General features: G+C 41.1%; 31 protein-coding genes. 11 read left to right on the top strand and 20 right to left on the bottom strand.

Annotation, left to right across the window (positions count from 1 at the left end; all coding sequences use genetic code 11):
• Positions 1-93: 93 nt before the first annotated feature.
• The 5 genes from AC5YCD_RS04620 to AC5YCD_RS04600 all read right to left on the bottom strand — a co-directional run bounded on the left by AC5YCD_RS04620 (position 94) and on the right by AC5YCD_RS04600 (position 4,396).
• Complete coding sequence (locus tag AC5YCD_RS04620) at positions 94-552, bottom strand: hypothetical protein (RefSeq protein ID WP_496128902.1); 459 nt, start codon at positions 550-552, stop codon at positions 94-96.
• Between the two features lie 353 nt (positions 553-905).
• A complete protein-coding gene (locus AC5YCD_RS04615) occupies positions 906-2,654 on the bottom strand; it encodes a DUF5906 domain-containing protein (RefSeq protein WP_496128901.1) in 1,749 nt (582 codons plus the stop codon).
• Positions 2,651-3,580 carry a primase-helicase zinc-binding domain-containing protein gene (locus AC5YCD_RS04610; protein WP_496128900.1) on the bottom strand — a complete coding sequence of 310 codons (930 nt, stop codon included), beginning with the start codon at positions 3,578-3,580 and terminating at the stop codon, positions 2,651-2,653. Before AC5YCD_RS04610 ends, AC5YCD_RS04615 begins: the two co-directional genes overlap by 4 nt.
• Positions 3,580-4,065, bottom strand: coding sequence for a phage regulatory CII family protein (locus tag AC5YCD_RS04605; protein WP_496128899.1), 486 nt, complete (start codon positions 4,063-4,065; stop codon positions 3,580-3,582). Before AC5YCD_RS04605 ends, AC5YCD_RS04610 begins: the two co-directional genes overlap by 1 nt.
• 46 nt (positions 4,066-4,111) lie before the next feature.
• On the bottom strand, positions 4,112-4,396 hold the full coding sequence (locus AC5YCD_RS04600) for a hypothetical protein (protein ID WP_496128898.1): 285 nt from the start codon (positions 4,394-4,396) through the stop codon (positions 4,112-4,114).
• Positions 4,397-4,548: 152 nt separating this feature from the next.
• On the opposite strand from AC5YCD_RS04600, the gene AC5YCD_RS04595 reads away from it, so the two are divergent.
• The 10 genes from AC5YCD_RS04595 to AC5YCD_RS04550 all read left to right on the top strand — a co-directional run bounded on the left by AC5YCD_RS04595 (position 4,549) and on the right by AC5YCD_RS04550 (position 8,190).
• On the top strand, positions 4,549-5,277 hold the full coding sequence (locus AC5YCD_RS04595; RefSeq protein WP_496128897.1) for a hypothetical protein: 729 nt from the start codon (positions 4,549-4,551) through the stop codon (positions 5,275-5,277).
• 338 nt (positions 5,278-5,615) lie between these two features.
• Positions 5,616-5,813 (top strand): hypothetical protein, encoded by a 198-nt coding sequence (locus AC5YCD_RS04590; protein WP_269228861.1) that lies wholly within the window; start codon positions 5,616-5,618, stop codon positions 5,811-5,813.
• Positions 5,810-6,037, top strand: a complete 228-nt coding sequence (locus AC5YCD_RS04585; RefSeq protein WP_496128896.1) for a hypothetical protein — start codon at positions 5,810-5,812, stop codon at positions 6,035-6,037. The genes AC5YCD_RS04590 and AC5YCD_RS04585 overlap by 4 nt, the downstream gene beginning before the upstream one ends.
• Positions 6,034-6,186: a hypothetical protein gene (locus AC5YCD_RS04580; RefSeq protein ID WP_164836591.1), complete on the top strand. Its 153-nt coding sequence runs from the start codon at positions 6,034-6,036 to the stop codon at positions 6,184-6,186. Before AC5YCD_RS04585 ends, AC5YCD_RS04580 begins: the two co-directional genes overlap by 4 nt.
• Positions 6,170-6,361 carry a hypothetical protein gene (locus tag AC5YCD_RS04575; RefSeq protein WP_126038133.1) on the top strand — a complete coding sequence of 64 codons (192 nt, stop codon included), beginning with the start codon at positions 6,170-6,172 and terminating at the stop codon, positions 6,359-6,361. The genes AC5YCD_RS04580 and AC5YCD_RS04575 overlap by 17 nt, the downstream gene beginning before the upstream one ends.
• Before the next feature lie 35 nt (positions 6,362-6,396).
• A complete protein-coding gene (locus AC5YCD_RS04570; RefSeq protein ID WP_126039309.1) occupies positions 6,397-6,654 on the top strand; it encodes a pyocin activator PrtN family protein in 258 nt (85 codons plus the stop codon).
• Positions 6,644-7,108, top strand: a complete 465-nt coding sequence (locus tag AC5YCD_RS04565) for a hypothetical protein (RefSeq protein WP_496128895.1) — start codon at positions 6,644-6,646, stop codon at positions 7,106-7,108. The genes AC5YCD_RS04570 and AC5YCD_RS04565 overlap by 11 nt, the downstream gene beginning before the upstream one ends.
• Positions 7,105-7,533 (top strand): hypothetical protein, encoded by a 429-nt coding sequence (locus AC5YCD_RS04560; RefSeq protein WP_496128894.1) that lies wholly within the window; start codon positions 7,105-7,107, stop codon positions 7,531-7,533. The genes AC5YCD_RS04565 and AC5YCD_RS04560 overlap by 4 nt, the downstream gene beginning before the upstream one ends.
• Positions 7,534-7,590: 57 nt before the next feature.
• Entirely contained in the window at positions 7,591-7,959 is a 369-nt protein-coding gene (locus AC5YCD_RS04555; RefSeq protein WP_000764236.1) for a hypothetical protein, read from the top strand.
• The gene (locus AC5YCD_RS04550) at positions 7,960-8,190 is read left to right on the top strand and encodes a hypothetical protein (RefSeq protein ID WP_496128893.1); all 231 of its coding nucleotides are present in this window, start codon (positions 7,960-7,962) and stop codon (positions 8,188-8,190) included.
• Here AC5YCD_RS04550 and AC5YCD_RS04545 read toward each other — a convergent pair.
• On the bottom strand, positions 8,187-9,380 hold the full coding sequence (locus tag AC5YCD_RS04545) for a site-specific integrase (protein WP_496128892.1): 1,194 nt from the start codon (positions 9,378-9,380) through the stop codon (positions 8,187-8,189). The two genes, AC5YCD_RS04550 and AC5YCD_RS04545, sit on opposite strands and share 4 nt — an antisense overlap.
• Positions 9,381-9,499: 119 nt before the next feature.
• Here AC5YCD_RS04545 and dusA point away from each other — a divergent pair, with 119 nt between their 5' ends.
• Positions 9,500-10,525, top strand: coding sequence for a tRNA dihydrouridine(20/20a) synthase DusA (dusA, locus tag AC5YCD_RS04540; protein WP_496128891.1), 1,026 nt, complete (start codon positions 9,500-9,502; stop codon positions 10,523-10,525).
• A gap of 27 nt (positions 10,526-10,552) precedes the next feature.
• Here the strand turns inward: dusA and AC5YCD_RS04535 are convergent, their stop codons facing one another.
• The 14 genes from AC5YCD_RS04535 to urtE all read right to left on the bottom strand — a co-directional run bounded on the left by AC5YCD_RS04535 (position 10,553) and on the right by urtE (position 25,881).
• Entirely contained in the window at positions 10,553-11,305 is a 753-nt protein-coding gene (locus AC5YCD_RS04535; RefSeq protein ID WP_496128890.1) for a GNAT family N-acetyltransferase, read from the bottom strand.
• Positions 11,306-11,707: 402 nt separating this feature from the next.
• Positions 11,708-12,478, bottom strand: a complete 771-nt coding sequence (locus AC5YCD_RS04530) for a tRNA threonylcarbamoyladenosine dehydratase (RefSeq protein ID WP_496128889.1) — start codon at positions 12,476-12,478, stop codon at positions 11,708-11,710.
• 55 nt (positions 12,479-12,533) lie between these two features.
• The gene (locus tag AC5YCD_RS04525; protein ID WP_496128888.1) at positions 12,534-13,349 is read right to left on the bottom strand and encodes a TatD family hydrolase; all 816 of its coding nucleotides are present in this window, start codon (positions 13,347-13,349) and stop codon (positions 12,534-12,536) included.
• Complete coding sequence (locus AC5YCD_RS04520) at positions 13,346-14,272, bottom strand: RsiV family protein (RefSeq protein ID WP_496128887.1); 927 nt, start codon at positions 14,270-14,272, stop codon at positions 13,346-13,348. The genes AC5YCD_RS04525 and AC5YCD_RS04520 overlap by 4 nt, the downstream gene beginning before the upstream one ends.
• A complete protein-coding gene (locus AC5YCD_RS04515) occupies positions 14,247-15,140 on the bottom strand; it encodes a hypothetical protein (RefSeq protein WP_496128886.1) in 894 nt (297 codons plus the stop codon). The genes AC5YCD_RS04520 and AC5YCD_RS04515 overlap by 26 nt, the downstream gene beginning before the upstream one ends.
• A gap of 71 nt (positions 15,141-15,211) precedes the next feature.
• Positions 15,212-16,804: a peptide chain release factor 3 gene (locus AC5YCD_RS04510; protein ID WP_496128885.1), complete on the bottom strand. Its 1,593-nt coding sequence runs from the start codon at positions 16,802-16,804 to the stop codon at positions 15,212-15,214.
• Between the two features lie 143 nt (positions 16,805-16,947).
• On the bottom strand, positions 16,948-17,436 hold the full coding sequence (locus AC5YCD_RS04505) for a type IV pilin protein (protein ID WP_496128884.1): 489 nt from the start codon (positions 17,434-17,436) through the stop codon (positions 16,948-16,950).
• A 2-nt stretch (positions 17,437-17,438) separates the two neighbouring features.
• Entirely contained in the window at positions 17,439-17,930 is a 492-nt protein-coding gene (locus AC5YCD_RS04500; RefSeq protein ID WP_496128883.1) for a type IV pilin protein, read from the bottom strand.
• On the bottom strand, positions 17,930-22,078 hold the full coding sequence (locus tag AC5YCD_RS04495; protein WP_496128882.1) for a pilus assembly protein: 4,149 nt from the start codon (positions 22,076-22,078) through the stop codon (positions 17,930-17,932). The genes AC5YCD_RS04500 and AC5YCD_RS04495 overlap by 1 nt, the downstream gene beginning before the upstream one ends.
• A gap of 21 nt (positions 22,079-22,099) precedes the next feature.
• Positions 22,100-22,903, bottom strand: a complete 804-nt coding sequence (locus AC5YCD_RS04490; RefSeq protein ID WP_496128881.1) for a hypothetical protein — start codon at positions 22,901-22,903, stop codon at positions 22,100-22,102.
• Positions 22,900-23,895 carry a PilW family protein gene (locus tag AC5YCD_RS04485; protein ID WP_496128880.1) on the bottom strand — a complete coding sequence of 332 codons (996 nt, stop codon included), beginning with the start codon at positions 23,893-23,895 and terminating at the stop codon, positions 22,900-22,902. The genes AC5YCD_RS04490 and AC5YCD_RS04485 overlap by 4 nt, the downstream gene beginning before the upstream one ends.
• Positions 23,895-24,422 carry a type IV pilus modification protein PilV gene (pilV, locus tag AC5YCD_RS04480; RefSeq protein ID WP_496128879.1) on the bottom strand — a complete coding sequence of 176 codons (528 nt, stop codon included), beginning with the start codon at positions 24,420-24,422 and terminating at the stop codon, positions 23,895-23,897. The genes AC5YCD_RS04485 and pilV overlap by 1 nt, the downstream gene beginning before the upstream one ends.
• Complete coding sequence (locus AC5YCD_RS04475; RefSeq protein WP_496128878.1) at positions 24,419-24,913, bottom strand: GspH/FimT family pseudopilin; 495 nt, start codon at positions 24,911-24,913, stop codon at positions 24,419-24,421. Before AC5YCD_RS04475 ends, pilV begins: the two co-directional genes overlap by 4 nt.
• A gap of 269 nt (positions 24,914-25,182) precedes the next feature.
• Positions 25,183-25,881: an urea ABC transporter ATP-binding subunit UrtE gene (urtE, locus tag AC5YCD_RS04470; RefSeq protein ID WP_496128877.1), complete on the bottom strand. Its 699-nt coding sequence runs from the start codon at positions 25,879-25,881 to the stop codon at positions 25,183-25,185.
• Positions 25,882-25,883 lie beyond the last annotated feature (2 nt).

Raw genomic sequence — 25,883 nt, 5'->3', positions numbered from 1 at the left:
AACTTACAGCGCTTTAAATACAGTTTTGCATTGTGGAGAAATGTAGATTAAAACTGTCGCACCTGTCAATACCAAAAATACCTTTTTAGTAATTTAATCTTTAAATTGGTATTTTATTTTACTTGAAATCTTTTTGATTTCATCTTCGAAAAGACCTTTGTATTCATTGATTACTTGATTGAGCTTGCGCTGTACTCGATCTTTACTCACACCACCAATGACAGCCCTGTTACGAACAGAAGGTTTATAACTACCAGGTACTTTACTCAATTCAACAAGAGCAATAAAAATTGAAACTTCAGTGTCATCAGACAGATCTGCACGCTTCATAGCATGCAATTCAGCCTGAATACACTTTGTAGTCAGTTTAATCTGCTCAATAGAATTTTGATTCATTGCATAAAGATTCAATAAAGATTGCTGAACACTGGTCAAATTTGCATAACTTAGTGCCACACAAACATCCTGTGCAGTCATAGAGCCATGGCTACCACCACCGATTGCATCGAAATTTGTAGTTTTAGGATTTAACAAACGCAAATATTTTTCCATTTTGTTGTCCTTTTTAAATTTTGTGAATGATGTGAATGATGTGTGAATGATTGATCAAAAAAGGTTCACATAAATTCTTATTAATTATTAATGCTTTATAAGCATTTTTAAAAAATGTGAATGATGTGAATGGTTTTAATGATTTTCTACGTGTGAGAGAAATTCGTTTTTTAATGTTTTTAAGGACAGAAAAACATAAAAGTGAAATTATCTTTACGCGCGCGCACGCATGCAAATGGTTCACATCATTCACATGGGTATAATTACTTAATGATTTCAGTATGTTGGCGTGTGAACCATTGTAGGAAAATGATTCACACAAAGGTTCACATGGTTCACATGGCATGCTTATTTTAGATATTGCCATAGCCCATAACCTCTGGAGTACCATCGAGACTATCTTGAAATTCTTCAACTTGCAACCCCAACCAATCCTGCTCTTTCTTATCATCTGGCTTAACTCCAATAATAATAATTTTATTCTGGCCACTCTTCTTCATACCTTTCCAATGTTTGGCTTTTTCACTAGGTATAAAGCCATGCTTACGTCCTTCCCCTATGAATCGCTTCATACTGATTGGATGCTCACCTGTCTTTTTAGTCCATTGAATAAATGCTTGATAGAGCTGTTCTGATTTGCACGAGATAAACGGATACTTCGTCTCGCCATTTTTCCAATCCGTATAGAACGTATCGAAGCCTGGACGTGAATAGTCAATCAAAGCTTTTTTAGCCTTGGTTATTGGTGGCTTTGTGTGACCATTAAAATCACCTAGATCCATACCCATGAGCACAGTGAAGAAAGCACGAATACCTTCAGAATTGATTTCTTGCATCACTGCTTCATACAATTTACCTTCCAAAGCTTTAGTCGGATTAAGGACAAGGAAGCGTCTGTCTTTTTCTTCAATAGGCAGTGGCTGCGTATTGTTAGATAAAAACACTGTGTTTAAGTGATTATCCATTTCCCAACCACTGACAAACTTTTTACTGACATACAAAGTCTCACCAGTGATCAAATGCTTAATCATCCCCATCACGTTATGCTTTTTCTTGTTATCTACAATTTCCTCAAACAAACCGAAAAGTTTATTTTCAATCCATTCGTTATAGTTAGAATCCAGCTGCTGTTGGCCAACAGTTGTGTGATAGTCGCCATAAATCTTTTTAAAGATTTTACCGAACAATAATGATTTACCCGCGCCCTGAGTATCACCATGCATGAGTACACAAGTCGCCATTTTTCCACCCATATTCTGAAGCGGATAAGCTAACCATTTAAGCAGGAACATGACCGCTTCTTTTTCATGACTGCATAAATGATGAATCAAACTAATAATGCCAGGACATATTTTTGCAGCATCCTGTACAGAGATTTGAGCACCATTCGCATCACGTAATACATCCAACGGCAATCCATTAAACATATTGATATAATTTTCATCTAAGTCATGAGAGCAAGTCGGATCAAAGATCAAATTACGGTGATAGATTTGTTTACGTACTGGAGACTTAAACCATAAATCATAGATATTTGGATATGCCTCTTTTATCGCTTTGTTAAGCCAACGTTCACGACGATTAATATTCCAAGATTCTTGAGTACCCGCCAAAATAACAAAGTTATCTAATAATTCCTGAATAGTGGCTGCATTGGCTTCATCCATATGATTACGGAATACATCCTGTGAAATCACTTGGCGTTTAGCAGACCATAGCTTGAAGTACTTTTGGCTAATCAGTGCGATAAAAGCAGTTTTTTTCATAACTGTTTTTTGCTCGCTATCCCAAATTTCAGTTTTACCTTCAACTAAAAAATAACGATTCAGATAACCTTGCAGCAAAACCTCATTGATTTCAGGTTTCTGCTTACTTTCAACAGGTGCATCATTTTCTTGCGAAATACTCCCCTGCACCCCTTCAAAAACAGCATTACTTTCCATTTCATCCAATGTTTGACCCTGAAAATTGTGGGCTTCATTTATTGGGGGTTCGGGGGAAAACTGCAAAGAAGAAATAGCAGAATTAATCTGTTTGCTTACCTCTTCTAACCCGCAAACAACATGCAGATCATTGAAGTCCGTATAAGCTTTGGAATTCATGCGATAGACTCCTGAACTTGCGTAAAATCAGGCAGAATCACTATGCCACCTGTAATTGATTGTGCTTCTTGGGCATATTTGATACCTGTATCTTCTTTAGCACTGTCATCATCAGCGCAGTAGACAAACACGGCTTTTGGGTATTTTCTGCGTAATGCTGCACCAACTTTGGGTAAATTATTTGCCACAAATGACAGTGCCACAGGATGACCCGTTGCCATGTGAATAGACATACCGGTTGCATAACCTTCCGCGATGCAGATGATGTGAGCGTCATACAAATCAGGCTGTACTTCACCGATCATAAAGAAGCACCCACCAGTACGACCTCCAGCATCAGTAATAAAAAACTTTTGGCCATCTGGTGTGATTGTTTGCACATTCCACATTTTGCCGTGCTCATCGTATGCAGGAATTAGTAAATTTCCGTCATGTGTAACTTTAATATTGGGATCTTTATCAACCTGCTTTTCTTTTAAGTACAAGCTGAAATCGCCTATATATGCTCCACGCCAAATGCCTTCAGCTTTACGAGCGATCTGCTCCTGCATCTTCAATTCACGTTCACGCTGTTCTTTATCACGGATTTCTTTTTCTTTACGCCAACGAACACGGTCTTCTTCTGTGATATTGGATGTAGCATCTAAACCAACGATAGCTGCTACTTCTGATAGAGCTTCTGGAAATGTCAATCCTGTCACTTTTTGAATTAAACTGATGCCATCACCAGCTCCACAGTGCTGACAGATATAATCACCATTTCCATTTTTATCGTCATAGCGGAAGCGATCACGGCCACCGCAGGCTGGACATGGCGTTTTTTTCTTAAATCGCACATCGATATTGAATCTTGGAAAAATCGTATCAGCCCAAAGGCCTTGCGCTTTGGCTTTTACATCATCCAATTGGAATCTAGGCTTTACCATTACGCCACCTGCTCACGTTGTTTTTTGACCATCGCAAGCAAAGATGTCGCCACTCGAACAAGATCCAGTACTTCCTGGTAAATCTCATCCTCTTCCAGCTTGGTGATCCGACCATCTGCAACAGCATTGGCAATAGATTGAGCTAATTCACCCTGTTCTTGTGCAAGTGCACCAACCTTACTGATGTAATTTGAATGTTCTAAATCTTCTGTTATTTCGGGAAACTCAAACCAACCCGCATTGCCGTGAATAGCACAAAGACTGTCCATGATGCCTGGATCACGAGTTTCAGCGAGCACGGCTTCAAGGTGATAAATATTGGCTTTATGTGTTGTCGTAGTCGGACACAATGAATTGCGAAATGTTGTGATATTCCAGCAGTTCTTTTCAGCAATATGGGCCATTAATGAATGATCTGTTTCACTGTAAACAGCAGCACGAAGAGCCATCGACAGCGGTAAAACTTTCCGATTTTTCTTAACCATGATTTTAATCCTGTCTAATAATCGTATTTATTTGAGAAAAAGCTGTCTAAGCTGTCTTCAAACCGTAGAACCAAAGCACAAGGTCTTTGAAAGTGAATGCCCCATTGCTTTCCTGAGCGAGTATTTGCATAAACTGCTTGTTGGGGATCTTGCGACGATGCTTCAGATGCGTGAACAAATACTGTGGAGAAGTACCAACACGTAAGGCGTAGTCTTCAAGACCACCATCTTTATGTAATTGCTCGATGAACTCATTGAATGGAGTACACATTTTAACAACCTTTTTGGTATTCGTTTTGAGTAAAATACCTTTTCGGTATTTTTTAATCAAGCCCCAGATTAAAAATAAATTACCTTAAAAGCTGTTTTAGTTGTTTTGAAGGGTATTTTTTCGGTCAATGTTTTAGCTGATAATACCTGCCAAGTAAGTACGTAAGTAAGTAAGTCACCACTGACTGAAATTTCCACCTGGAGATAAACCTGATGTTATCGGTTAAAGAAATTAGAAAAAGAAATACATTAGAGTTGCTCGAATTTTTTGAACGTAAAGAGTTTGCTACTTTTGTTGGAATTGAATATACCCTTTTAAATCAATATCTTTCTGCAAATGCTCCCAAAAACATTGGCAACAACAATGCTAAGAAAATTACTGATGCTTTTAATGTCCCTGAAGGATGGCTTGACCACGAACATACCAAAGCTGAAGTGTTCAGAGTTGCCTATAATTCAGGTAAGGCGACAAAGAATGTCGCAGATAACCTAAAAAATACCAATTTAGTTGCTGAACCCTCTTCCGTTACAACCGAAAATGGTTATAGAATTTTGAACATTAAGAATTCAATCAAAATTCAAAAAGGAGAGGACTTGGAAATTTCAGAACTGCCTACGGCTAAAAGTTCTATTTTTGTTTCACCCACAGTTGAATCACCAATTGCTTTTGAAGTGACAGGAAGTGGCTATCCTAAACCTTATAAAGTCGGTTTCGTTTTTCTGTGTGATGCTAAAAAAATCATTGAATCTGGGGATGATGCTGTTCTTATTACGATTCAAGGAGAGATCGTTTTAGGGGAATTTTTATTTGAACGTGACGGAATCATGGACATCGAAACACTTGATGGTGAACGTTTGAGTTTAGATAGAAATAACATTAAAAATATTTTGCCAATCGTAGCGTTTTACCCAGCTAGCCAAAAACAACCTATCAAAGATTAATTTAGCCCAATAAATACCAGAAACCACTCCACGGAGTGGTTTTTTGTTGTCTAAACAACCTTAAAACATACTTAAAATATTCTTTTGTACAATTATTTTGTATCTTTTCTGCATAAAAATACCTTTTTAGGCATTTTAATTACTTTTTAGTATTGACAAAAATACCCATTAAAAAATATCCTTTTGGTTGTCATCGTACCTAAAAGGTATTTTTTAATGAAAAAAAGTAATTTTGAATCAATCATCATCAAACGCCTTCACGCTGAAGATTTCGCTCAGCCAGCAAAGATCAATCTTTTTGCTCGTATCTGGAGAAAGCTATGTGTCGTGAAAACAGCATGAACCAGATTAACGCAGCTATCGAAAATTTACTTAATGCACTTTCAAGCGCTGCATTACTGGATGCCCAATCTCAAGCCTTAGCGTTCATTCAAGCAGCTTTTGAAGCTGAAGAACTAAGTCAAATTGAAAAACAGACTTTGGAAAAAAAAGTCCGTCGTATTTACCGAAATCAACTTATTGAGGAATCAGCATGAATCAGCACCCATGCCAGGATAAATGTCCAAATTTCACGGATGAACAGTGCTGCCATTGCCTAATTGCTGAAGTTGAGCAGCCTGAACCTGAAGGCTGTGAACATCATCCATCAAAATGCTGCGACTGCATGCTTAAAGAAATTGATGAAGAGTATTTGAGCTATTTGTCTGATGAAGAAAAACATTTAAATGCAGCACTAAAAGCTGTGGAGTATGTGTCATGAACGAATATGCACCGTTTTACATTATTGCTTTTATGTTCGTTTTCTCTGTTTTTATTGTCTTAAAAGCGTATGAACATCAACTCAAGCTCAAGCGAAAACAAGCTGCATTGAAGCAGCTGCTGGAGAACGACGATGCTGCAATTCACTGATTTAAACCACACTAAGCACATTATCAATATGAGCAATGTGAACAACGTGGTGATCCGTAATAACAATGGTGCGCATGTGATTACTTTTCACATGCCTGGTCAGCATGTGGTACCTGCAACCGTTGATGTAAAAACGGCTGAACGTATCTTCAAGGAACTAGGGGAATTGAAGTGAAAGGTAAATTTGCTCCAGTTATCAACACGTACACGATGCTTGTGTTGCGCTACATGTCTCCAGTGGTACCGCTTGAAAATGTGGTTGAAGACTACTTGAGCCACATGTCACTTGAAATTGCCAAACGTAAAGCAGTGAAACAGGAATTACCGTTTCCTGTGATCCGTTTGGGCGAAAAACAAAAAGCATCTTGGATGGTCAATTTGGCAGACCTTGCTGTGTATATCGATCAGCAAACTGCATTGGCTCAGCACGATCATAAAGCTATGAATGGTGAACAGTATGCACACTAATTTAGACCATGACGTTTTTATCAAAAAGGGCAAATCCATTGCCCTTGCTCAACAAGTCGACGACTTCCTGAAGGCTCAGGGCAAATCTGAACCAGATCAGATTCCATTTGGTCACTCTGAACTTACGCATAAACGTAAAACTGAAGGCTATAACGCTCAGTCTACGATGCGCGAAATCATGTTCAGCTCAGTCCAAGAATCTAAAAAAAATAAACCTGCTGTAAAACCAGCTCAAGCTCCATCACCAGAACGATTAAGACGAGATGCAAATAATGCTGCACGAATAAAAGCAGTTGCTGAAGGAAAATCTCAGTTTCAGGGCCAGTGCGCACACCATGGTCAGCAGACTTTCAAAATCAAAGGTAAAGGTGAAGAGCATATTTGCATTATTTGTCGTGATAAACATTCCGTAAAGCAGACAATTAAACGTCGAAAAAAACAGGTGGCAGCATGAATACTGGTGACCATGTGGCAGTGAGCTTTATATCTGAAAACAGAACTCAATTTTCAGGAATCCATTTTGCAGGGAACGGCATTATTGACCGTCTTGAAGATAATCGAGTGTTTGGCCATTTATACAGTGGCCAACCATTCATGTGTGATCCAACCGATGTATCTGTGAATGTAGATATTCATAACCTGGATAAATACTACCAGTTATTGCTTGAGCTCAAGCTTGCCAGTCATGCCGAAATTGAACTAATCAAATCAAAAAGTTTAGAAGATCCGCAGCTGCTGAATATGGCTGAGTTCGGACTTTATATTTTTGCTCATTTTCAATCACTGATTAATGGAATGGCACAACAAATTGCTGTTTCAGAATTTCAACGCATTCAGGACGAGTTCAGCAATGGCAGAGTTTTTCTTGTTGGTACTTGAGCTGATGCTCTTAGCAAATGGCACTTTATTTATTAAATACAAAATGTGGGAATGGTAATGAAACTCGAAAATGCACAAGAACAACTGTTAGAACTGAGTCCTTTAAAACTTAGCCAACAATTTAGCCGTGATGATCTTTTGGATCTACGCGACCAACTCAAAGCCAAACGTGCAGGATTGATTGAAGCCAAGGACAAATGCAAAAACGGTAATTCAATTGCTTTACTGAATATTGAATTGTCACAGGTCAATTCGATGCTGACACGCATCAATCAGACCGTCACTTTGCTTGATCAAGATGCCAAGATCATGAAGAAAAATAATCACTCAGCGCAGGAGCTGGCGATGCGTTTTTTCAAGGTTGCTGAAAAGGAATTGGACTCAAAGACGTTTAATAAAATTAAAGAAAAGGCAAAGGTGGCTTAAATGATTGAAGAACTTCGAAAGCACATCACTGAGCTAAAAGACCCACCTTATGCAATTATCATGAATGCTGAAAATTTCAGAATTCTGAGCGAAAAATCGCACATTGGTTCAGCTTTGGTATGGCTACCAAACTATAAATCTGTGTATGGCATACCAATCGTCATTGATGAAGAGTACCCAATCAAAGCAGTGACTGAAGCCGAATTTCGTAACCTATACAAAGCCTCTTAATCAGAGGCTTTTTTAATGGCCTCAGCAATGCCAGTGGTTTTTGCATATTCAATGGCTTGCTTATATGTGAGCAGATCCTTTCGAATAATATCTAAATTGACATAGCGTTTCAGACTATTCCAATCATCATGCAACGTGTACTGTTGGATCTGCGGTACCGTTAAGCCCTGCTCTGCCAATCGTGTTGCTGCTTCATGCCGAAGGTCATGAAAACGTAAATCATCAATGCCGGCTTGTTTCTTAATTTTCTGCCAATGACGTGCAATATTTTCCTCATGCACGGGTATCAGGTACCGATCATCACCACCACGTAAAAGCATCTTTTTACGGATTTCAGGCTTTAATAACTCATCAATGATTTCTGCCGCTTCATCAGATACTACAAACCATTTGTCATTGTTCTTTTTCGTTGGATGCTTTACTGCTTCCAGATACCATTTTTTGTGCTCACGATCATAATGCTGTATTTCTAGACGTGGCAATTCACCCAAGCGACGACCCGTGTATATGTCTAACCACATGATCAAATATAGTGGCGTATTTGAATAATTCTTTAAATGAAAATCCATGTACGCATACGTGGTTAGGTCCTGCAATTCTTTGGTCGTTGGCAACCGGCTACGCTCTTCAGATTCTGAAATGACACGGGACTTTCTCAGACCTTTGACTGCTTTTTCATATTCATTGAAGTCGATCTCGACACCCCAAAGCAATTCTGCATGATCCAATACTGATTTGATGCACTGGAACTCAAAAAGGATCGTACTCGGCTCAACAGGATCTAAATCATAATTTTCATTGTGGTACCCATCACGTCTACGCAAAGCATGTTGTGCATAGTCAGTACGCTTCAGATCTGCCAAAGACTTTTGGGAAATATCGAACTTTTTCAGCATCTCAAGGGTAAATGCCTTAGTCCTGCCATAGTCTGAAATTTCAGATTTATACCTGGTAATTGCCGATGCCAAGGACATGGCTGCAGATGCCACAGCATCTTTGTCGGTTGACAACAAGTGAGGATTCTTTTCTAATCTGTCCTCTTCTCTTTTTAGCCACGCTTTTGCCAAAGCTCTGGTACTAAATGTTTCAGTATCAAAGTACTCGATACCCTCACTTGGCTTGCGAATATTGATCACAGCCTTATATCTGGTACCTTTAGTTTTGGATTTTAACTCTGTGATATAGCCCATGCTTGCAACTATTTCTTAAATGAACGGGGAATGGTTGCAAATATAGTTGCAAGAGTTGCAAAAAGATAGGAAAAGATACAAATTTATCGTAAATGATACGAATGCTCATAGGTGCTTAAATGACTGATTTAAAACAAAACACTGATATATCAAGGCTTCCACGTATATCCGTTGCACCTATGATGGATTGGACCACCAAAGATTACCGTTATTTCGCACGTTTATTTAATCCCAACGTGATTTTATATACCGAAATGGTCACCACTGGCGCCATTATTCACGGTGATGCCAAGCGTCATTTAAACTTTAACCAAGAAGAACAACCCATTGTGTTACAGCTGGGTGGCTCTAATGCTAAAGATTTAGCGCTATGTAGCAAAATGGCGCAAGATTGGGGTTATAACGAAGTCAATCTTAACGTGGGTTGTCCAAGTGACCGCGTACAGAACAATAAAATTGGCGCCTGCCTAATGGCTGAACCTGACCTAGTTGCTGAATGTATTGCTGAAATGCGTCATGCCGTCGATATTCCTGTCAGCGTTAAACATCGTATTGGCATTGACGATATGCACTCGTATGAAGAGATGCTGCATTTTGTCGATACTGTAGCCAAAACCGGTTGTAACAACTTTATCGTACATGCGCGTATTGCATTGCTACAGGGTTTATCACCAAAAGAAAACCGTGAAGTGCCGCCGCTACGCTACGAAGATGTCTATCGTTTAAAACAAGATCGTCCAGATTTAATCATTGAAATTAATGGCGGCATTAAAACTTTTGCTGAAACGCAACAACATTTACAACATGTCGATGGCGTCATGATTGGGCGTGAAGCGTATCACAACCCATATCTATTGGCAGAATTGGGGCAGCTTTGGAATTTAGAAGCGCCAGATCGTTTTGAAATTATGTATGAGATGATGCCCTATATTGTGCAGCGTTTAGCAGAAGGCGCACCGCTTTCTATTATTACTCGTCACATTTTAGGTTTGTTCCAAAACTTACCCGGCGCACGTAAATGGCGTCAAGCTTTAAGTGGTGGCAATGCCAAAACCTTAAAAGATGTCGAAAATGCGATTATCAATATGCAAGATGCCATTAAACGCACCGAAGATTATCTGCGTGAGCATCAAGCGCAGCAATAAAAAAAAGCCCCTCATGAGGGGCTTTTTTTATACATGACCACAGGCTTTTTGATAAAAATCGAGGTCATTAGCACTCCAACGCTTTGACATATCACGCAACTGCACAGGGCTTAATACCTTATAACGGTCATATACGCCAAACATTTTCAGCATGTTCATCACCACAGCAGTATTACTTTGCCCTTGGCAACGACGACGTAGCAATTTCCAAGCGCGTTCTACATCCATATACAACAAGGATGAGGTAACCCCGTTATATTCATCTAAAACCCGATTATCACCGACTTTTTTAAAGAATAGACGTTCGTAAAATGAGGCTTTCTTACTGTCAACCTGAATAAAAATATGTTGAGCACGCACTTTAAAAATAGCAAATAGCACGGCGCTTGAATATAAATCGTAAAAAAGATTTTGATGTTGATAATCTTCACGAATCGCCAATGAGGCCAATTCAATCCGTTTACCCGTTTTGATATTGAGGGCATCAATATCGGCTTGATAAGCCCCATAAGCAGGTAAATATTGGTCTTGGATAATACCAATGGTACCGACAATGCTATCGTTTTCTTTAGCGGTAAATAAGAAGTTAGAACTGTGACAATATTGCGGCAAATATAAAAAGGGTGTGCCTTGTTTTAAGTAGCCACACTTATGGTAATTGGTATAAAGCAATTGACTGCTTTGCAACAGATCATTGATTTGAGTCACTTGACCAATGACAAGCTGGTCAAAATTAGTTTTTATGCGGAACAGCCGGCTTTCCACTAAATTGTCTTTCATTTTTAATCCACTAGGGCGTGATTTGGAGAGAAATTAACAACAAGGTCGGACATTGATAGGGCAATATCAATTTGTCCAAGCTTATGTTAGACAATTCAGACTGGATAAGGATTGACCATTTATAACAAATTTCACACAAATTATTGCAAAACACCTAATTAAATTAAGGTTTTAAATAGCGTTGTTTGTTATTACAAACTTATGAAAACAAATATTAATTATATTACATTCTTGTTTTTATAATCTGACCTAATTAACACTTATGCTTAAATTAGCCAACTTAAATTAAAGTACATTTCACGTGCTTAACAGTAACTAAAGAGATACATACTCGAATAAAAAAATCCCAAGTCATTTACTTGGGATTTTTTGGGTGAAAATTCAACACCGCATTGGCAAAAACTATCCTTGGCGCTGTTTTAACTGATCCAATTTTTTCAGTACTTCCGCGACTGCCACCATGGCAAAACTGGAAGTCACGACCACAGCTGAGCCATAGCCGCCACAGCGTAAACCGGCACTAGGACACACATCTGCACTCGAAAATGGATTATCAATAGAATAAATGCAGGTAATGCCAAATTTTTCTTTCGGTTTCTTACAGATGCCTTTACTACGTAACTGGGCACGCAGCTTAGCCAGCATTGGATCTTGTTCAGTTTTAGATAAATCTGCCACACGAATCTTTAAAGGATCGAGCTTGCCGCCAGCCCCACCTGAAACAATCAAAGGAATTTTATTAAAGCGGCAATGTAACATTAGAGCCAATTTGGCTTTAACATCATCAATGCAATCTAAAATTAAATCAGCGGGCTCTTGTAAAAGTTCTTTGATATTTTCAGGGCTTAGATAATCGTCAACCAAGTTAATTTTAATGCGTGGATTAATGGAACGGCAGCGCTCAGCCATCACTTCAATTTTTTCATGCCCTAAAGTGGAACTCATGGCTGGTAATTGACGATTAATATTAGATGCGGCAACCACATCCATATCGACCAAAGTCAATTCACCAATACCTGTGCGCGCCAAAGCTTCCACAGCCCAAGAGCCTACACCACCAATGCCAATAACCATGACATGACTATTGGCATAGTGCTGAAATTCAGCATCACCATAGATTTTAGCCACGCCAGCAAAACGGCGCTCATATTCGTCATCTAATATTTCAGTCATGATTGATCAACATGGTTACAAGAGGCGCTATTTTACTGTGTTTAGCAGTGAGGAGCTAGAGTGCTAAGGCGGCAAAGCTATTGCGCCATAATGTCTTGGCCAAATCTGGCTGTGGTATATCTAAACACTGTGCTAAAGCTTCGATTACATAAATTAAGTTAGCTGGGGTATTGCGGGTGCGTGTTTGACCTTCGACTTGGCAACACAAGGGAGTCATATCTGGACAATCAGTTTCTAAAACCAAATGTTCTGCACCAATGGCCTGCACCACGGTACGCAGTTTTTTGGCATTGGGATTGCTAATTTGTCCAGTCACGCCAATTTTAAAGCCCAATTGAATAAAAGCTTTGGCTTCTTCTACCCCACCACTAAAGGCATGTGCAATCCCACCATGTTGAAACTGATGCTGTTTGAGTATTTTAAGGCTGTCGGCATGTGACTTACGAATGTGTAATAACACTGGCTTATGATGTTGCTGTGCCAGTTCAAGCTGTGCGGCAAAATAATGCTGCTGCTTGGCAAAAATATTGGGTTGTTTATGCTGTTTAAAAAAAGTATCTAAACCAATTTCACCAATGGCCACACACGTTTGAGTACGTAAAATATCTTCCAGTTGCTGTACATGTTCGGGTTGATGTTGCTCAATATAAAACGGATGCAAACCCGGGGCTAAATGCAGTTGGGGTACATTTTTCTCGTGCTGTAATTGTGCTTGGCAATGGATTAAGGCAGAGAAACGCTCTGCCACAAAACCAATTAAGACTAAATGTTCAACCCCCATCTGTTTGGCTAACTGTGCCAGTTCAAGCCGATCTGGATCGAAGTCGGGCACATCAAAATGGGTATGAGTGTCAAATAAAGCGATGCTCATGGCTGTTTGGTCACCGCTTCAGGTACGGGTAAATATTCAGGTTTTAAAATACCTTGTAATGCTTCATAGCCAATCACCAATTTAGGCAAACCCACCACATAGGGTCCAATTTCATATTCAGCATATTGCAAAATCAAACCTTGCTGACTTAAATAGAAATTATCAGACAGGTGAAATTTCCATGCTTGCTCATAATCGCGAATATTTTCCGCCAATTTAGAATCAGTCACCCATTGTTGAAATACGGCATAAGCGGCTTTTTCTAAAGCGGATTGCTGTTTAGGTAAGACAATATCTTTGAGCGAGATTTGCTGCTGGGTGGCTAAATCAAAGTTGGCATACTGCTGTGACGATGAACCATGCGCACCACCCAAATAGCTGCTGCTGTTTAACACAATGGTTGCTAGCGGCCCTTGATGATTTAAAATACGTGGTTTCACCATCACGCTAATTTGATGGTTAGCACTTAGATCTTTGAGCTCTTGATCTAAATATAAAAATGACCCCACATAAGGTTTAAGTTGCTGTTCTAAGGTAAGCTTTGGCGTAATCGCGAGCGTTGCTTCTGAGGCTGCCGTTTGATTGGCTTGGGCAGTTGAGGCAATGTTTTGCTCAAGCTCAGGATTGGGTGCAATCGATAAAATTTGCTGCATTAGTTTTAAAATTTGCGCATCCACCCAAGCATCTATATAGGGCTGATTACTGTTTAAACGCTCAACATCAATCTCAGGGCAATTATTGCCATCACACTCAGGTAAGCTTAAATCCAGCGCTTGGTTTTCCCCTTCTAAGCTGAACTGCTGCTCGACGTTTGCTTGCGCTTCAGAGCTGGCTTGAGGTTGGGGTTGTGCTTCGGGCTTAGGATTACAAGCAGTCAGCAGAGCTGCTATTGAAACACTAAGCAGCGCGATTTTTGCTTTCATGAGGTTCCTCCCGCGTCGATTGAGGGCTAAATAAAGTTTGATAAAGTGTGGCTTTCATTACACGCTTAGTTTGCGCAGCAGTGAAGTAAATATCAAGTTGCTCAGCTGTTGGGCTAATTTGACCCGCACGAAAATGTAAGCCCATGCCTTCTTGGTCATAAAACCATTGTCCTTGTTGCCAAGCCAATTGCTGAGGTGCTGTGGTCTTTACTTCATCACTTTGAGTGGCTAACCATTTTTTATAATGTTGATTCAAAATATCTTGCAGGGTTTTAGCATAATCGCTGTCAATCACATCTGTTATGGCTAAATGCTGCTGATTATGACGATCCGCCACAAAGAAATATAAGCGGTCTTTGACTTTGGTTTGAGCCTGATGGCTATTAACCTGCATCTGTACCAAGACAATGCCATTTTTTTGATAGACCAATGCAGTCTCTAGATCGAGTTGAAAAGCTTGATGTTGTTTGGATTGTTGTTGCCATGCTTGAGAGGCAGCTGCATAACGATTCACGGCATGTTGTAAGCTCGGATTTTTTTGCTCTTGCTCAATCTGTTGCATCAGAACATCGGCTTGACATCTACTAAGCCAATTATTTAACCACGGATCTTGAGTAATCAAAGTATTGATCTTGAGATTTAGACAATTTTTGCTTGCACATTGAGGGCTGACAAATTGGGGGGGACTGGCTTTGGCATCTAAGTAAGGGAGCACTTTGGCAGTCTCAGCCACGCCTGCTGTTTGAGGCACAAGGATTGCTTTTTTTTCAGGCTGAGTTACTGATTCAACCGGAGCTTTCGCATCATTGCATGCGGTTAAAGTAACGAGCAATGCCAAATACAGCACTTGCTTAGCAACAGCAGACATAAAAAAGGCCTAATTCAAGATTAGGCCTATCATAAAACACTCTTGCTTAGAGTGTTTTATATTTCCGTAACTTAGTGCTCACGGGTATTACGGAACACGATGTCAGGATAACGCTCTTGCATCAGCTGTAAGTTGACACGACTTGGCGCAAGATAAGTTAAATGACCACCACCATCTACTGATAATTGGTCGTGAGCTTTTTTCTTAAACTCATTGAATTTCTTCTCATCATCACACGTCACCCAACGTACCGTGTTGATGCTCACTGGCTCGTAGACACAATCCACTTTGTATTCTTCTTTTAAGCGGTAAGCCACCACTTCAAACTGAAGGACACCCACTGCACCGACGATTAAATCGTTATTGTGCTGAGGCATAAATACCTGCGTTGCACCCTCTTCAGACAACTCTTTCAGACCTTTTTGAAGTTGCTTCGATTTCAATGGATCTTTTAAGCGTACACGGCGGAACATTTCTGGTGCAAAGTGTGGAATACCAGTGAACTGTAAGTTTTCACCTGAAGTAAAGGTATCACCAATTTGAATGGTGCCGTGGTTATGTAAACCAATAATGTCGCCCGGCCATGCTTCTTCTAAATGCTGACGGTCGCCAGCTAAGAAAGTTAAAGCATCACTAATACGCACATCTTTACCTAAACGTACATGCTTCATTTTTAAACCTTTTTCATATTTACCTGAGCAAATACGCATAAAGGCAATCCGGTCACGGTGTTTAGGGTCCATATTGGCTTGAATTTTAAAGACAAAGCCGGTGAAGCCTTCTTCTTTGGCATCTACCACACGGTCTTGTGTTGGATGCGCTTTCGGTTCTGGTGCATATTGGCTAAATGCGTCTAGGACATGGTCTACACCAAAGTTACCTAGTGCTGTACCAAATAATACTGGGGTTTGACGACCCGCTAAGAATTCTTCACGATCTAATGGCTCATTGGCCATTTGTACCAGTTCAAGTGACTCTTCAAATGCGGCCCAAGCAAGCTCACCAACTTTTTCACGTAAGTCTGCATGATCATAGCCATCACGCACTTCAATATCAGTAATCACTGAACCAAAGCCCGCTTTATACACATAGAATTTTTCTTCGATCAGGTTATACACCCCTGCGAAGTCACGACCTGTACCCAATGGCCAAGTAATAGGTACACATTTAATTTTTAATACATTTTCAATTTCATCAAGTAATTCTAATGGCTCACGAATTTCGCGGTCCATTTTGTTCACAAATGAAATGATAGGTGTGTCACGCATACGACACACATCCATGAGTTTAATGGTACGGTCTTCGACACCTTTTGCACCATCAATTACCATTAAGGCAGAATCGACTGCGGTTAAGGTACGATAAGTATCTTCCGAGAAGTCTTCATGCCCCGGGGTGTCGAGCAGGTTAATCATTTTGTCTTTAAATGGAAACTGCATCACAGAGGTGGTAATCGAGATGCCACGTTCTTTTTCCATTTCCATCCAGTCCGATGTTGCAGCACGGTCAGATTTACGGCTTTTTACCATACCTGCTACCTGAATAGCTTGACCCCATAACAGCAATTTTTCTGTCATGGTGGTTTTACCGGCATCGGGGTGGGAAATAATCGCGAAAGTACGACGTTGAGCGACCTGTGCCGCTAATTCATCTTTAAAACTCATGGAAATACACCTACTGCAAGACGTGCAGTGCAACGATCAGATTTGATCAAATAGATAAAAATTGCCGATATTGTAGCGGAATCAAGCTCGTTCTTCTATTGTCTTTTCTATAAGCAAAACTCTAATCCATTTTTAAATAACATTTATTGCTGCCATGCAGCCGGACAATTAGGTAAAGTGAGTTTACCGCTCTCCTCTTTAATAATATGTGCTACGGCATCATCTTGATTTTCATACCAACATTGCGCACCTGTATGCGTTAAGCTTATTTTACCGCTCCCTTTTTGGCTAGAATGCTCTACTGGTGTCGCCACTAAAAGCCATGTAGTGAGTTGACTACTGGCCTGATCCAATGGGGCACCATAGGCATCGGTTAAGGTTAGTCTATAATGCGGATAAGCTTGTGGAAAAGCTGCGCCACCGAGCTGATCTATATTCATGCCTTGAAAGCTGTGATTGACCAGTTTATAGCTGGCCAATTGCTGCGATAAGCTCATTAAGTGCGCTTGCACCTCAACACGTTTGCTCTTCTTTATATATTGCTGGTAATTAGGAATTGCAATGGCAGCAAGAATGGCGACCACCGCAACTGCCAACATTAACTCAATGATTGTAAATCCGCGTACTGACATTTTTACCATTCCTGTGATGTTGTGCCACAATCTGTATTTGTTGCGGTCAGTCCGTCTAAACTGGCACATTTTTGACTACGTGAACTCAAAAAATAAGAGGGTGATTCACGTAAATAATGCTGACCACGCGGATCAGGTGTGGCAATCAGTTTATATGCTTGCCCAATGACGGATTGCTGTAAATCTTGATGCGTATTGAGATCAAGAATCTGAATTTTATAACTATATTGATCAGCAGTGGCATTTTTAGGTAAATATACTACCCCTGCCTCAGTTTCATTGGGCGCCCGAAAGCCTGCATAGTTCAATTGCCGACCACGATAACTTTCTAAACGCTCAGCTAACATTAACAGTTCAGCTTGCGCTTTAGCTTGCTGATTGCGTGCCATATAGCGTTCATAACTTGGTATGGCTATCACAGCAAAAATTGCCACAATCACCACCACCACCATTAACTCTAATAAAGTAAACCCTTGTGAACTAAATTTGGCCATTAGCGTTCAAACCAACGTGTAGGCTTAATCACTCGCGCTTGTGAATACGTCTTCAAACGCTGCGTATTTAAAGCTGTATTATCTTGATCACATCGCCCCACGCAGGCTTCTTCAGTCGCGGCTACCGGACCCACTAAACTTGAAGTCCGATGACTGCTTGCAGTTGCAGCCAACGTTGGGCCAATAATGCCTTGATAATCTTGCTTTACATAGGCTGCACAATCACCAAATGGCGCACACACCCGATGAGTCGTCGACAAACCTTGTACCCCACCCCCACAGTTATTAGAGATATTATTTAAGGTCGCTTTAGGATCATAAACATTGAGATAAAGATCGCCTGCAACCAATTGTGACTCTTCAAAAGACTTGGCGAAGTATTGTGTGGTAGTGTCGGCTATTGATTTTAAATTAAATACCCAACCGCGATACTGACCTGCACCGCGTCCCATATTGCTGCGGATGTTGTCTTGATGTAGGCTGCCACCCCCCCATTGTAGTGTGGTCATGCTACGACCCAATTCACCGCGCTGCGCCAGATTGGTGCTACTGGCTTCAACGCTGAGCCCCACATCTTGGGTAAAGCTGGTTTTTTCTAAGCCATTTATGGCTGCATCATAGTCAAAAATACCGTATAACTTATTTGACTTAGGACTCCCCTCAAGTGGAAAACTGCGATTGCCTGAACCCGCGCTTAAGAATACAAAGCGTGATTGACCAGCATCAAAAACTGCCGTAGTTAAACGCTCATAAAAACGCGGTACAAAGCTTGGATGATTCAGGCGATCATGTTCATGCTGCGTACTGGCTTCACGTAAATTCGCAATACGTTGCACACGCACCGCCACATTCTTTTTCTCCGTTAAACTGACCTGATTGACATTATTTAAATCAACTCGGAAGATTTGTCCGCCCAAATCAGCAAAGTAAATCATATCAGCCAGACCATCGGCGTCATAATCCCGAACCACAGGCTGGCCAACCACGCTATATAGCACTTGGGCTTGGGAGGTTTTTTGATGTGCAGCCTCAACACCTGTGGTATCGGCACTGGTCATCCAAATCAATTCACCCGTTTGTGCATCTACCACATACAAAGCATTGCCTAAGGTGGCATTGGACGTGGGTTCTTTAAATTGATTACCTTCTTTTTCATAGATATCAGCATCATAACCACCACCAAAGATCAACACTTTACGACGCTTACCTTGGACACGGATTTCGCTAATGGTCGGCTTGGCCCAAATTTGCCCCATACGTTGAAATTCTGCTAAACCCGGATGTAAATGAAATAACAGTTCAGGATTCTTGGGGTCGGCAATATTTAGACCATATAACGCCGCCCCACCCATACGCAAACCGCCATAAATATTAAGACGCTCCGCTTGATAGTGGACGGTTTTTTGACGATCAGTAGCTTTGCTCACTTTGACTGTAAAGGTGTTATCTGCTGTCCAAGGTGCATCCACGCCATAGGCCAGACCGATTTTACCTTCAGCCATAATCCCTTTAGAGTGTGGTTGTGCCAACGTGTCATATTGCTGCTTGATGATTTCTTGAGGCACAAAAACCGATTGTTCTTGGCCAGTTTTGGCATCGACAATATGTAAACCCCCTTCCATAGAGCCGTAAACCACATATTCATTGCGTCCATTAATCACCGTATTAGCGTTTGGATCGAGTTTCGCTTCTTGAGTGACGACCAGTGGTGTGGAATGTACGACCCCACCCAAATAGCGATAAGGGCTGCTCGGAACTTGGCTAATCTTGGCTAAATCATGGGCGGATAAACTGCTGACCGCGTCCTCAGGTAAGGCGGTGGCATAACCTAAATAATTCAGCAACGCATAACGCTGGGCGATATTTAAATCTTGAATTGACTCCCCCAACATACCAGTCGCCAAATTGTCTTTATGGACGCGTTTTAACCGATTTTCATCCAAAATAAATACACGGCGCTCAGCAGTGGCCGAACTTGGATCATGGGCATTGACTTGCTGAGAAGGCACAGGAATTTTGCCCCAAGCTCCCCCTTGATTAACCACAGCATGGTTAATACTGGCATCATCATTTGACCATAAATCTTGCGCATGAGGATTGATCACTTGTTGATTATTCACCAAATGATAAATAGCATTATGGCGAGTATCTTTTAAGGTACCATCAATAATATGGTATTTTTTTAGGTTCCCAGCCCAAGTGCGTAAGCTATGATCTTCGTGTGGCATCACCATCGGGAAAAAGCCTGTGCTCATCATTTGGGTTTGATCGAGTGGGTCACGCGGCACAGAAATAGAGCCTAAACTTGATGGAGTAAAATCAACTTTTAAAGTTTGTACAAAGTCGATAATACTGTTGGCAATATCATCTGAATTGGTGGCTTGATAGAACCCGCCCTCACCATAGCCATAACCTTTACTGCCCCACTTACAGGCATTTTTGACATCCAAATTATCAGTAGAATCACAATCATAACTGCCATCTGGTTTTTGTTTTAATCCTTCAAATGTTGAGCCAAACCCCACCACGGCTGTTTTAATACGCATACCTGCTGGATTGGCCGTTTTGCTATTTAATTTTTTGGCGTATTCACCAATATATTCCCAGCCTCCTGTTTCACCTGAAAATAAATTAGATTTTAACTGAGGTGAAACCAACACACCTGTACCATTGGGTTTGACTGGAAAGGCGTATTGGCCAGTTAAAGAATGATTCATAATGGCTTTTGCCATCTCATCTTTAGTGGAATTGGGTGCACCGTCGGTTAAGAAGTAAATCCCATTGCCATCACAGCTATTTTTAGAACCGCCGGCCAAATAAGTATGGCTATTGTCGGTTTTTTTTGAACTCGCGACCGAATAGCGGAAACCACCGACCATATTATCAGTTACGCCTATTAAGGTTTCACTCAAAGCAAATGGATTGGTACGATATGAAACTAAACCACGTATACCATCATTATAAGCCCATACCGTCCCTACAATTGGCTCAATATCCATCGGCTCTTCATCGACTTTCATCCAGCCGTCTAAACGCCAACCTACAGGTAATTTGGCATAAATATCCCACAGTTTATGCATATCGCCCACTTGAGTGCGTAACTCTTTTGGGCTGACTGACATCCAACCGCCATGACCATCAGGACGGTAAACTTTATTGCCCGTAGAAAAAGATTTATTCGATGAGCTATAGCTTGGCCAACCACTTGGGCATTGTTTGACTGTCGCACCTAAAGCTGAGGTACGTCCACTGCCCAGTTCGACACAAATAAAGTAAGCCTGACCATCATCATTGTTACTTTGTTTGACCATGTAGCCATCATAGATATACGAGATTTTATTTAAATTATTATGGTTATTGTCATAGCCGGTGCCAGTACCCATCATATACGCACCTGCTTCAGCATAAGCATGAGCAGTAGGCGTACCACTTGAACTTTTACTGATGTCAGCAGGATAACTATTACTTGAAAGTTTCAAGTTAGGGTTTGCACTACCATCTTCATTGGTGGTGGTATCTAAAGATTTAAAATTGGCAATTTCGAGCGCCAGTTTTTGTCTTTGTTCGACGCTCAAAGGGGCAGCTGGCACAAGTACTCGGCCCGAGTGACCGTCAACTAAGGTATTGCTCGCGCTGCCAATACTCAGCCCTGTTTTAGCAGAAAAATGCCCAAGTCCCATAATGACTTCATCATCAAGTTTATCACTTGCCAGTAAAGGTAAAATTGCTTCTTTTAGACGTGATAAGCGGTCATATTGGGTCATGCCATCTTTACTACACCCACGTATATAATAAGGGATGGTTTTATCACCGATTTTTACACTCTTAGCAATTGCGGTTTTATTGGTGTTTGGGTCTTTTAAGTTATACGCCCATTCCCAGATTTTTGCAGTTGAGCGGTTAGAATAATATTCTTCAACCAACACACGATCACATAGGGCGCGATCTACATCGCCTGAACTGCCATATTGATTATTGCGCGATAAGACTAAAGAGCTAATTCCCATACTGCCTGAGGTATCAAGCATCAGGAAAATTGAGGTTTTACCTTGTTGATTGCCTTTATAAATACTTAAATCACTGGCATAACTTGGCATAATCGCAAGGGGCAATACGGCCATGAATCGAACAAGTGGTTTTAATTTCATGATGGTTTTCCCAAGCGCGAGTTAATGTGTGGTTTCAGACAAACGCACAACATATTCTGCCTGTTGTGTGTTCAGTGGCACGCCCAACTGATTTAAGCATTCGTGTACGGTCTCAACTTTGACCTGTGAAGGATTTAAAGCAGGATCAGCACGATTATTGAGTAAGCTGTCATCCATCATTCGGTGTTGTAAGCAGGTATTAATCTCATCAATCGCTACGCCTGAGGCTAAGGCTGGTGCGAACGAGGTCACGATAACCCGTACGCGTTTGGTTTCTACATTCACTTCTTTTAGATCGCTATTTTTTGCTGCCAAATCAAAGCGATTCATTTCAACAGTCGGATCGTCAGGACTGACCACAGCCACTTGTGTGACCACGGCTTTGCGGCTGATTGAAAACATACGCTCGGGATCACAAACCGCATTAATATCACCTGAAAGTGCCGAGCTCACCCCAGTTTTTTCAGTTATATTTAGGCGCTCTACTATACGAAATTCAGCTAAATCAAAGAATAAGCCTGTGCTTGCTTGCTCGCCCACTTGGGTCGGTTTAAAACAAAACTGTAATTCTTTACCCTGATGGCCCGCCAAGAGCACTTGACCAATCGGCGTACTGGCCAAATGACCAGCTTCATTGGCATTAAAGTTTTTTTCTAAATGATCTAATGCAACATCTGAGGTTTGCATCAGTAAAGTCTGGACTTGAGCATGCGTGGCAAGTTTAAGATTAAACATACTGTGTCGGATGGCATACAACCCGACCATACTGATTAATAACAATAAAATCAGCACTACAATTAAAGTGGCTCCTTGCTGCTGTTTCATGGGCCAACATCCCCTAAACCGCCATTTCTTAAAGCAATGGTCGTGCTATAGATTTGACGCATAAATTGATCATCAGGCACACGAATACTACGGTCTAAAACCTGATAAGTGCTGCGATTTGCATGCGGCACTTTTTCATTGGAACGTACCAACCATGCTAAATTAACCCCAACAATGGCAGGTCTGACTTGCTGTGTATCACTTAACGCTAAGGCATTATAAGCAGCAACATCTAGGGTGCCGCGGCGTTGATCTGGATGACGAATCAACAATTGCACGCGCATATATTCAACATTATTGGCAATTAAGTGTCCCTCACTTTGCCCATAATCCCCCATTAAGGTTTCGCTGTGTTCAATAGTTAGTGTCTCTTTATCACCGTCTAGCAAACTTTGTGGGGTCAATTCACCTTTGGCCACAAAAAAACTATCGGAACAATATAAATCGGCTGATTGATCAGCACTTTTCTTCACATAATACTTTTCAATCACATACCAGCCTTTTTGCAGTCTGCTAAGGCTGCGATTCGGCCCGCGTACCAAACGCCCAGTACAAGTGCGCATCTCCATCGGTGCTTGATACATAATGACCAATTGATCACTGTTAAGACCAGCAATAGCACTCGGATTGAGCGCAGTCGCTGAGACATAATTGCTGCCAGAGACCCAGGTGTCCGCCAATTTCAAACCATGCAAGTTACCCTTGAGCTGTTGTTGTTCATCAACATATTGGCTAGATAGCACAATACCGCCATACAGGCTTTGATCATTGATCACAGCGGCATTGCCATGATTAGCCAAACGAATATTTTTAGTCACCGCACTTAAACCAAAGACTCCACTGTCTTGGACGGTGGAAGCCGCTTGTTGAATTTGATAATTGACTTGTCCACTGATAAAAAGCTGTATGGCCACCGCAACTAAAATTAAACCGATGGCAATCGCCACCATCAGCTCAATGAGGCTAAAGCCAACTTGCTGAAAGTTACGCATTAGTATGCCTCCAAAACCAGACAATCTGGATTGTCGGCATATCGACCAGCATCATTGGCTATGCTGTCTGATTTGGTTCCATTATCATTTAAACAACGCTGCTCAATGTGGCGTGCAGCCACAATGGGCTGCGTTTCATTCCAAGATGCAATTAAGCAGAGTCGGCTTTGCTGAACAGAAGTATTGGGGCAATCGGCTACCCCAATTTGAATGAGTTTGCTCTTAGCAAGCTGTTGTTGTTGATACAAGTCCACCTGCGCTTGTTGATTGGGGCTACAATCTTGCGTCTGGGCACAGCTAGGCAGCTGTTTAGGTATCACCACACGGTAGTCGGCTTGAGCATTGAGACGGATTTTTTCCGCCAAACCATGCAGTAGAATTAAAGCATCAGAGCGCTTTAAAGCTTCTTCTGTGGCGACTGTGGCACGTACTTGCAGAGCCACAAAGCCTAAAATGGCCACGGATAAAATCAGCATCGCCACCAAGACTTCCATAAGACCCATACCCTGTTGTTGCTTTAAGCTCATGAACAAGCATTCCCTTGCACCATTTCCACATGACCTGGCATGTAAACGGTGATGGCATAAGAACGTTCACTGCTACACAAGGTAATCGTTTGCTCAGTGGTATAGCCTTGGGGGCTAAATACAAAGGCTGTTGCACTATCACTTTGTAGTTCAACTTTAGAATCTAGCGCCACTAACGTGGTCTTCTTGTTTTGTTGCGCACTGCTCAGGTTTTGAGCATCCGCTAAAGCTGTTGCACAATTGGCCTCAGTCATACCAGCGATCATGGGGCAAACCACCTGCTCACTGCTGGTGAGCACCGCTTGACTACGTGCCTGTTGCAAACCGATTTTTAGCTCAATGGCGGCTTGCTTGAGCTTCTGATTTTCTAGCGCATTGGCCAAAGAAGGCGTGGCGATCATGGTAATAATTGCCAATACAGTTAATGTGACCATCAACTCAATCAGGGTAAATCCGCGGATTTTATGTACTGACCAGAGTGCTTGCTTCAAATCTGCTTACCTTAAATTCATAGATCAAATAAATTGTTTAAGGCGAAAGATTAGCACATTGAAAATAGTTGAAATTTACACTATTATTCAAAATAATGCATAACTGATCACATATTTATTTATTACCGCTATCTAGATAAAAGAAAAAATCGCCTTCTACCGGATGAATGGTACAAGGCGACAGATAAAAAAACCAACTAAATCGATCAGATTACCAGCAAGTTAGGATGCTTTCTCAGCTCAAGAGGCTTAGATGTCTTTTTATTAAGCTAAATTGCCACTAAATCACGAATGCCTTTATTTGGCATTTCTTGCCCTTGACCTTGTGCAATAATTTGACCACGCGCCATCACTGTATAATGATCTGCTAACTCTTCGGCAAAATCATAGAATTGTTCCACTAAAATAATTGACATATTTCCACTTTTTTTTAGGCTTTCAATCACCCGTCCAATATCTTTGATAATGGATGGTTGAATGCCTTCGGTGGGTTCATCTAAGATTAAAACTTTGGGCTCTGAAGCCAAAGCACGGGCAATCGCCAGTTGTTGTTGCTGTCCTCCTGATAAGTCACCACCACGGCGATATTTCATCTCCTCTAAAACAGGAAAGATCTCATATAAATGCGCTGGTACAGTTTTGGCTTTACTGCCTTTAAACTTGGCCATACCAATTAAAATATTTTCTTCTACTGTGAGGGTTGAGAAAATATCACGTCCTTGTGGCACATAGGCTAAGCCAGCACGAACCCGCTGTTCAGGACTCATTTTACTAATGTCTTCACCCTCTAATAAAATTTGCCCAGATTTAATTGGCAAAATTCCCATTAAGCATTTGAGCAAGGTGGTTTTACCCACCCCGTTACGCCCTAGTACCACTGAGCATTGACCCAATGGTGCAGTAAAGGACACATCACGTAAAATATGACTGCCGCCATAAAATTGATTAATGCTGTTAATCTCTAACATAA

The organism is Acinetobacter sp. CY05, from assembly GCF_059515805.1.
Note: the sequence above shows the minus strand (reverse complement) of the source record. Positions and strands in the feature narration are given on the sequence as shown.

What these genes read in the sequence shown, in the direction of transcription:
- AC5YCD_RS04620 (WP_496128902.1), bottom strand. Translation starts at nt 552, where the DNA reads ATGGAAAAATATTTGCGTTTGTTAAATCCTAAAACTACAAATTTCGAT.
- AC5YCD_RS04615 (WP_496128901.1), bottom strand. Translation starts at nt 2,654, where the DNA reads ATGAATTCCAAAGCTTATACGGACTTCAATGATCTGCATGTTGTTTGC.
- AC5YCD_RS04610 (WP_496128900.1), bottom strand. Translation starts at nt 3,580, where the DNA reads ATGGTAAAGCCTAGATTCCAATTGGATGATGTAAAAGCCAAAGCGCAA.
- AC5YCD_RS04605 (WP_496128899.1), bottom strand. Translation starts at nt 4,065, where the DNA reads ATGGTTAAGAAAAATCGGAAAGTTTTACCGCTGTCGATGGCTCTTCGT.
- AC5YCD_RS04595 (WP_496128897.1), top strand. Translation starts at nt 4,549, where the DNA reads ATGTTATCGGTTAAAGAAATTAGAAAAAGAAATACATTAGAGTTGCTC.
- AC5YCD_RS04590 (WP_269228861.1), top strand. Translation starts at nt 5,616, where the DNA reads ATGAACCAGATTAACGCAGCTATCGAAAATTTACTTAATGCACTTTCA.
- AC5YCD_RS04585 (WP_496128896.1), top strand. Translation starts at nt 5,810, where the DNA reads ATGAATCAGCACCCATGCCAGGATAAATGTCCAAATTTCACGGATGAA.
- AC5YCD_RS04580 (WP_164836591.1), top strand. Translation starts at nt 6,034, where the DNA reads ATGAACGAATATGCACCGTTTTACATTATTGCTTTTATGTTCGTTTTC.
- AC5YCD_RS04575 (WP_126038133.1), top strand. Translation starts at nt 6,170, where the DNA reads ATGCTGCAATTCACTGATTTAAACCACACTAAGCACATTATCAATATG.
- AC5YCD_RS04570 (WP_126039309.1), top strand. Translation starts at nt 6,397, where the DNA reads ATGCTTGTGTTGCGCTACATGTCTCCAGTGGTACCGCTTGAAAATGTG.
- AC5YCD_RS04565 (WP_496128895.1), top strand. Translation starts at nt 6,644, where the DNA reads ATGCACACTAATTTAGACCATGACGTTTTTATCAAAAAGGGCAAATCC.
- AC5YCD_RS04560 (WP_496128894.1), top strand. Translation starts at nt 7,105, where the DNA reads ATGAATACTGGTGACCATGTGGCAGTGAGCTTTATATCTGAAAACAGA.
- AC5YCD_RS04555 (WP_000764236.1), top strand. Translation starts at nt 7,591, where the DNA reads ATGAAACTCGAAAATGCACAAGAACAACTGTTAGAACTGAGTCCTTTA.
- AC5YCD_RS04550 (WP_496128893.1), top strand. Translation starts at nt 7,960, where the DNA reads ATGATTGAAGAACTTCGAAAGCACATCACTGAGCTAAAAGACCCACCT.
- AC5YCD_RS04545 (WP_496128892.1), bottom strand. Translation starts at nt 9,380, where the DNA reads ATGGGCTATATCACAGAGTTAAAATCCAAAACTAAAGGTACCAGATAT.
- dusA (WP_496128891.1), top strand. Translation starts at nt 9,500, where the DNA reads ATGACTGATTTAAAACAAAACACTGATATATCAAGGCTTCCACGTATA.
- AC5YCD_RS04535 (WP_496128890.1), bottom strand. Translation starts at nt 11,305, where the DNA reads ATGAAAGACAATTTAGTGGAAAGCCGGCTGTTCCGCATAAAAACTAAT.
- AC5YCD_RS04530 (WP_496128889.1), bottom strand. Translation starts at nt 12,478, where the DNA reads ATGACTGAAATATTAGATGACGAATATGAGCGCCGTTTTGCTGGCGTG.
- AC5YCD_RS04525 (WP_496128888.1), bottom strand. Translation starts at nt 13,349, where the DNA reads ATGAGCATCGCTTTATTTGACACTCATACCCATTTTGATGTGCCCGAC.
- AC5YCD_RS04520 (WP_496128887.1), bottom strand. Translation starts at nt 14,272, where the DNA reads ATGAAAGCAAAAATCGCGCTGCTTAGTGTTTCAATAGCAGCTCTGCTG.
- AC5YCD_RS04515 (WP_496128886.1), bottom strand. Translation starts at nt 15,140, where the DNA reads ATGTCTGCTGTTGCTAAGCAAGTGCTGTATTTGGCATTGCTCGTTACT.
- AC5YCD_RS04510 (WP_496128885.1), bottom strand. Translation starts at nt 16,804, where the DNA reads ATGAGTTTTAAAGATGAATTAGCGGCACAGGTCGCTCAACGTCGTACT.
- AC5YCD_RS04505 (WP_496128884.1), bottom strand. Translation starts at nt 17,436, where the DNA reads ATGTCAGTACGCGGATTTACAATCATTGAGTTAATGTTGGCAGTTGCG.
- AC5YCD_RS04500 (WP_496128883.1), bottom strand. Translation starts at nt 17,930, where the DNA reads ATGGCCAAATTTAGTTCACAAGGGTTTACTTTATTAGAGTTAATGGTG.
- AC5YCD_RS04495 (WP_496128882.1), bottom strand. Translation starts at nt 22,078, where the DNA reads ATGAAATTAAAACCACTTGTTCGATTCATGGCCGTATTGCCCCTTGCG.
- AC5YCD_RS04490 (WP_496128881.1), bottom strand. Translation starts at nt 22,903, where the DNA reads ATGAAACAGCAGCAAGGAGCCACTTTAATTGTAGTGCTGATTTTATTG.
- AC5YCD_RS04485 (WP_496128880.1), bottom strand. Translation starts at nt 23,895, where the DNA reads ATGCGTAACTTTCAGCAAGTTGGCTTTAGCCTCATTGAGCTGATGGTG.
- pilV (WP_496128879.1), bottom strand. Translation starts at nt 24,422, where the DNA reads ATGAGCTTAAAGCAACAACAGGGTATGGGTCTTATGGAAGTCTTGGTG.
- urtE (WP_496128877.1), bottom strand. Translation starts at nt 25,881, where the DNA reads ATGTTAGAGATTAACAGCATTAATCAATTTTATGGCGGCAGTCATATT.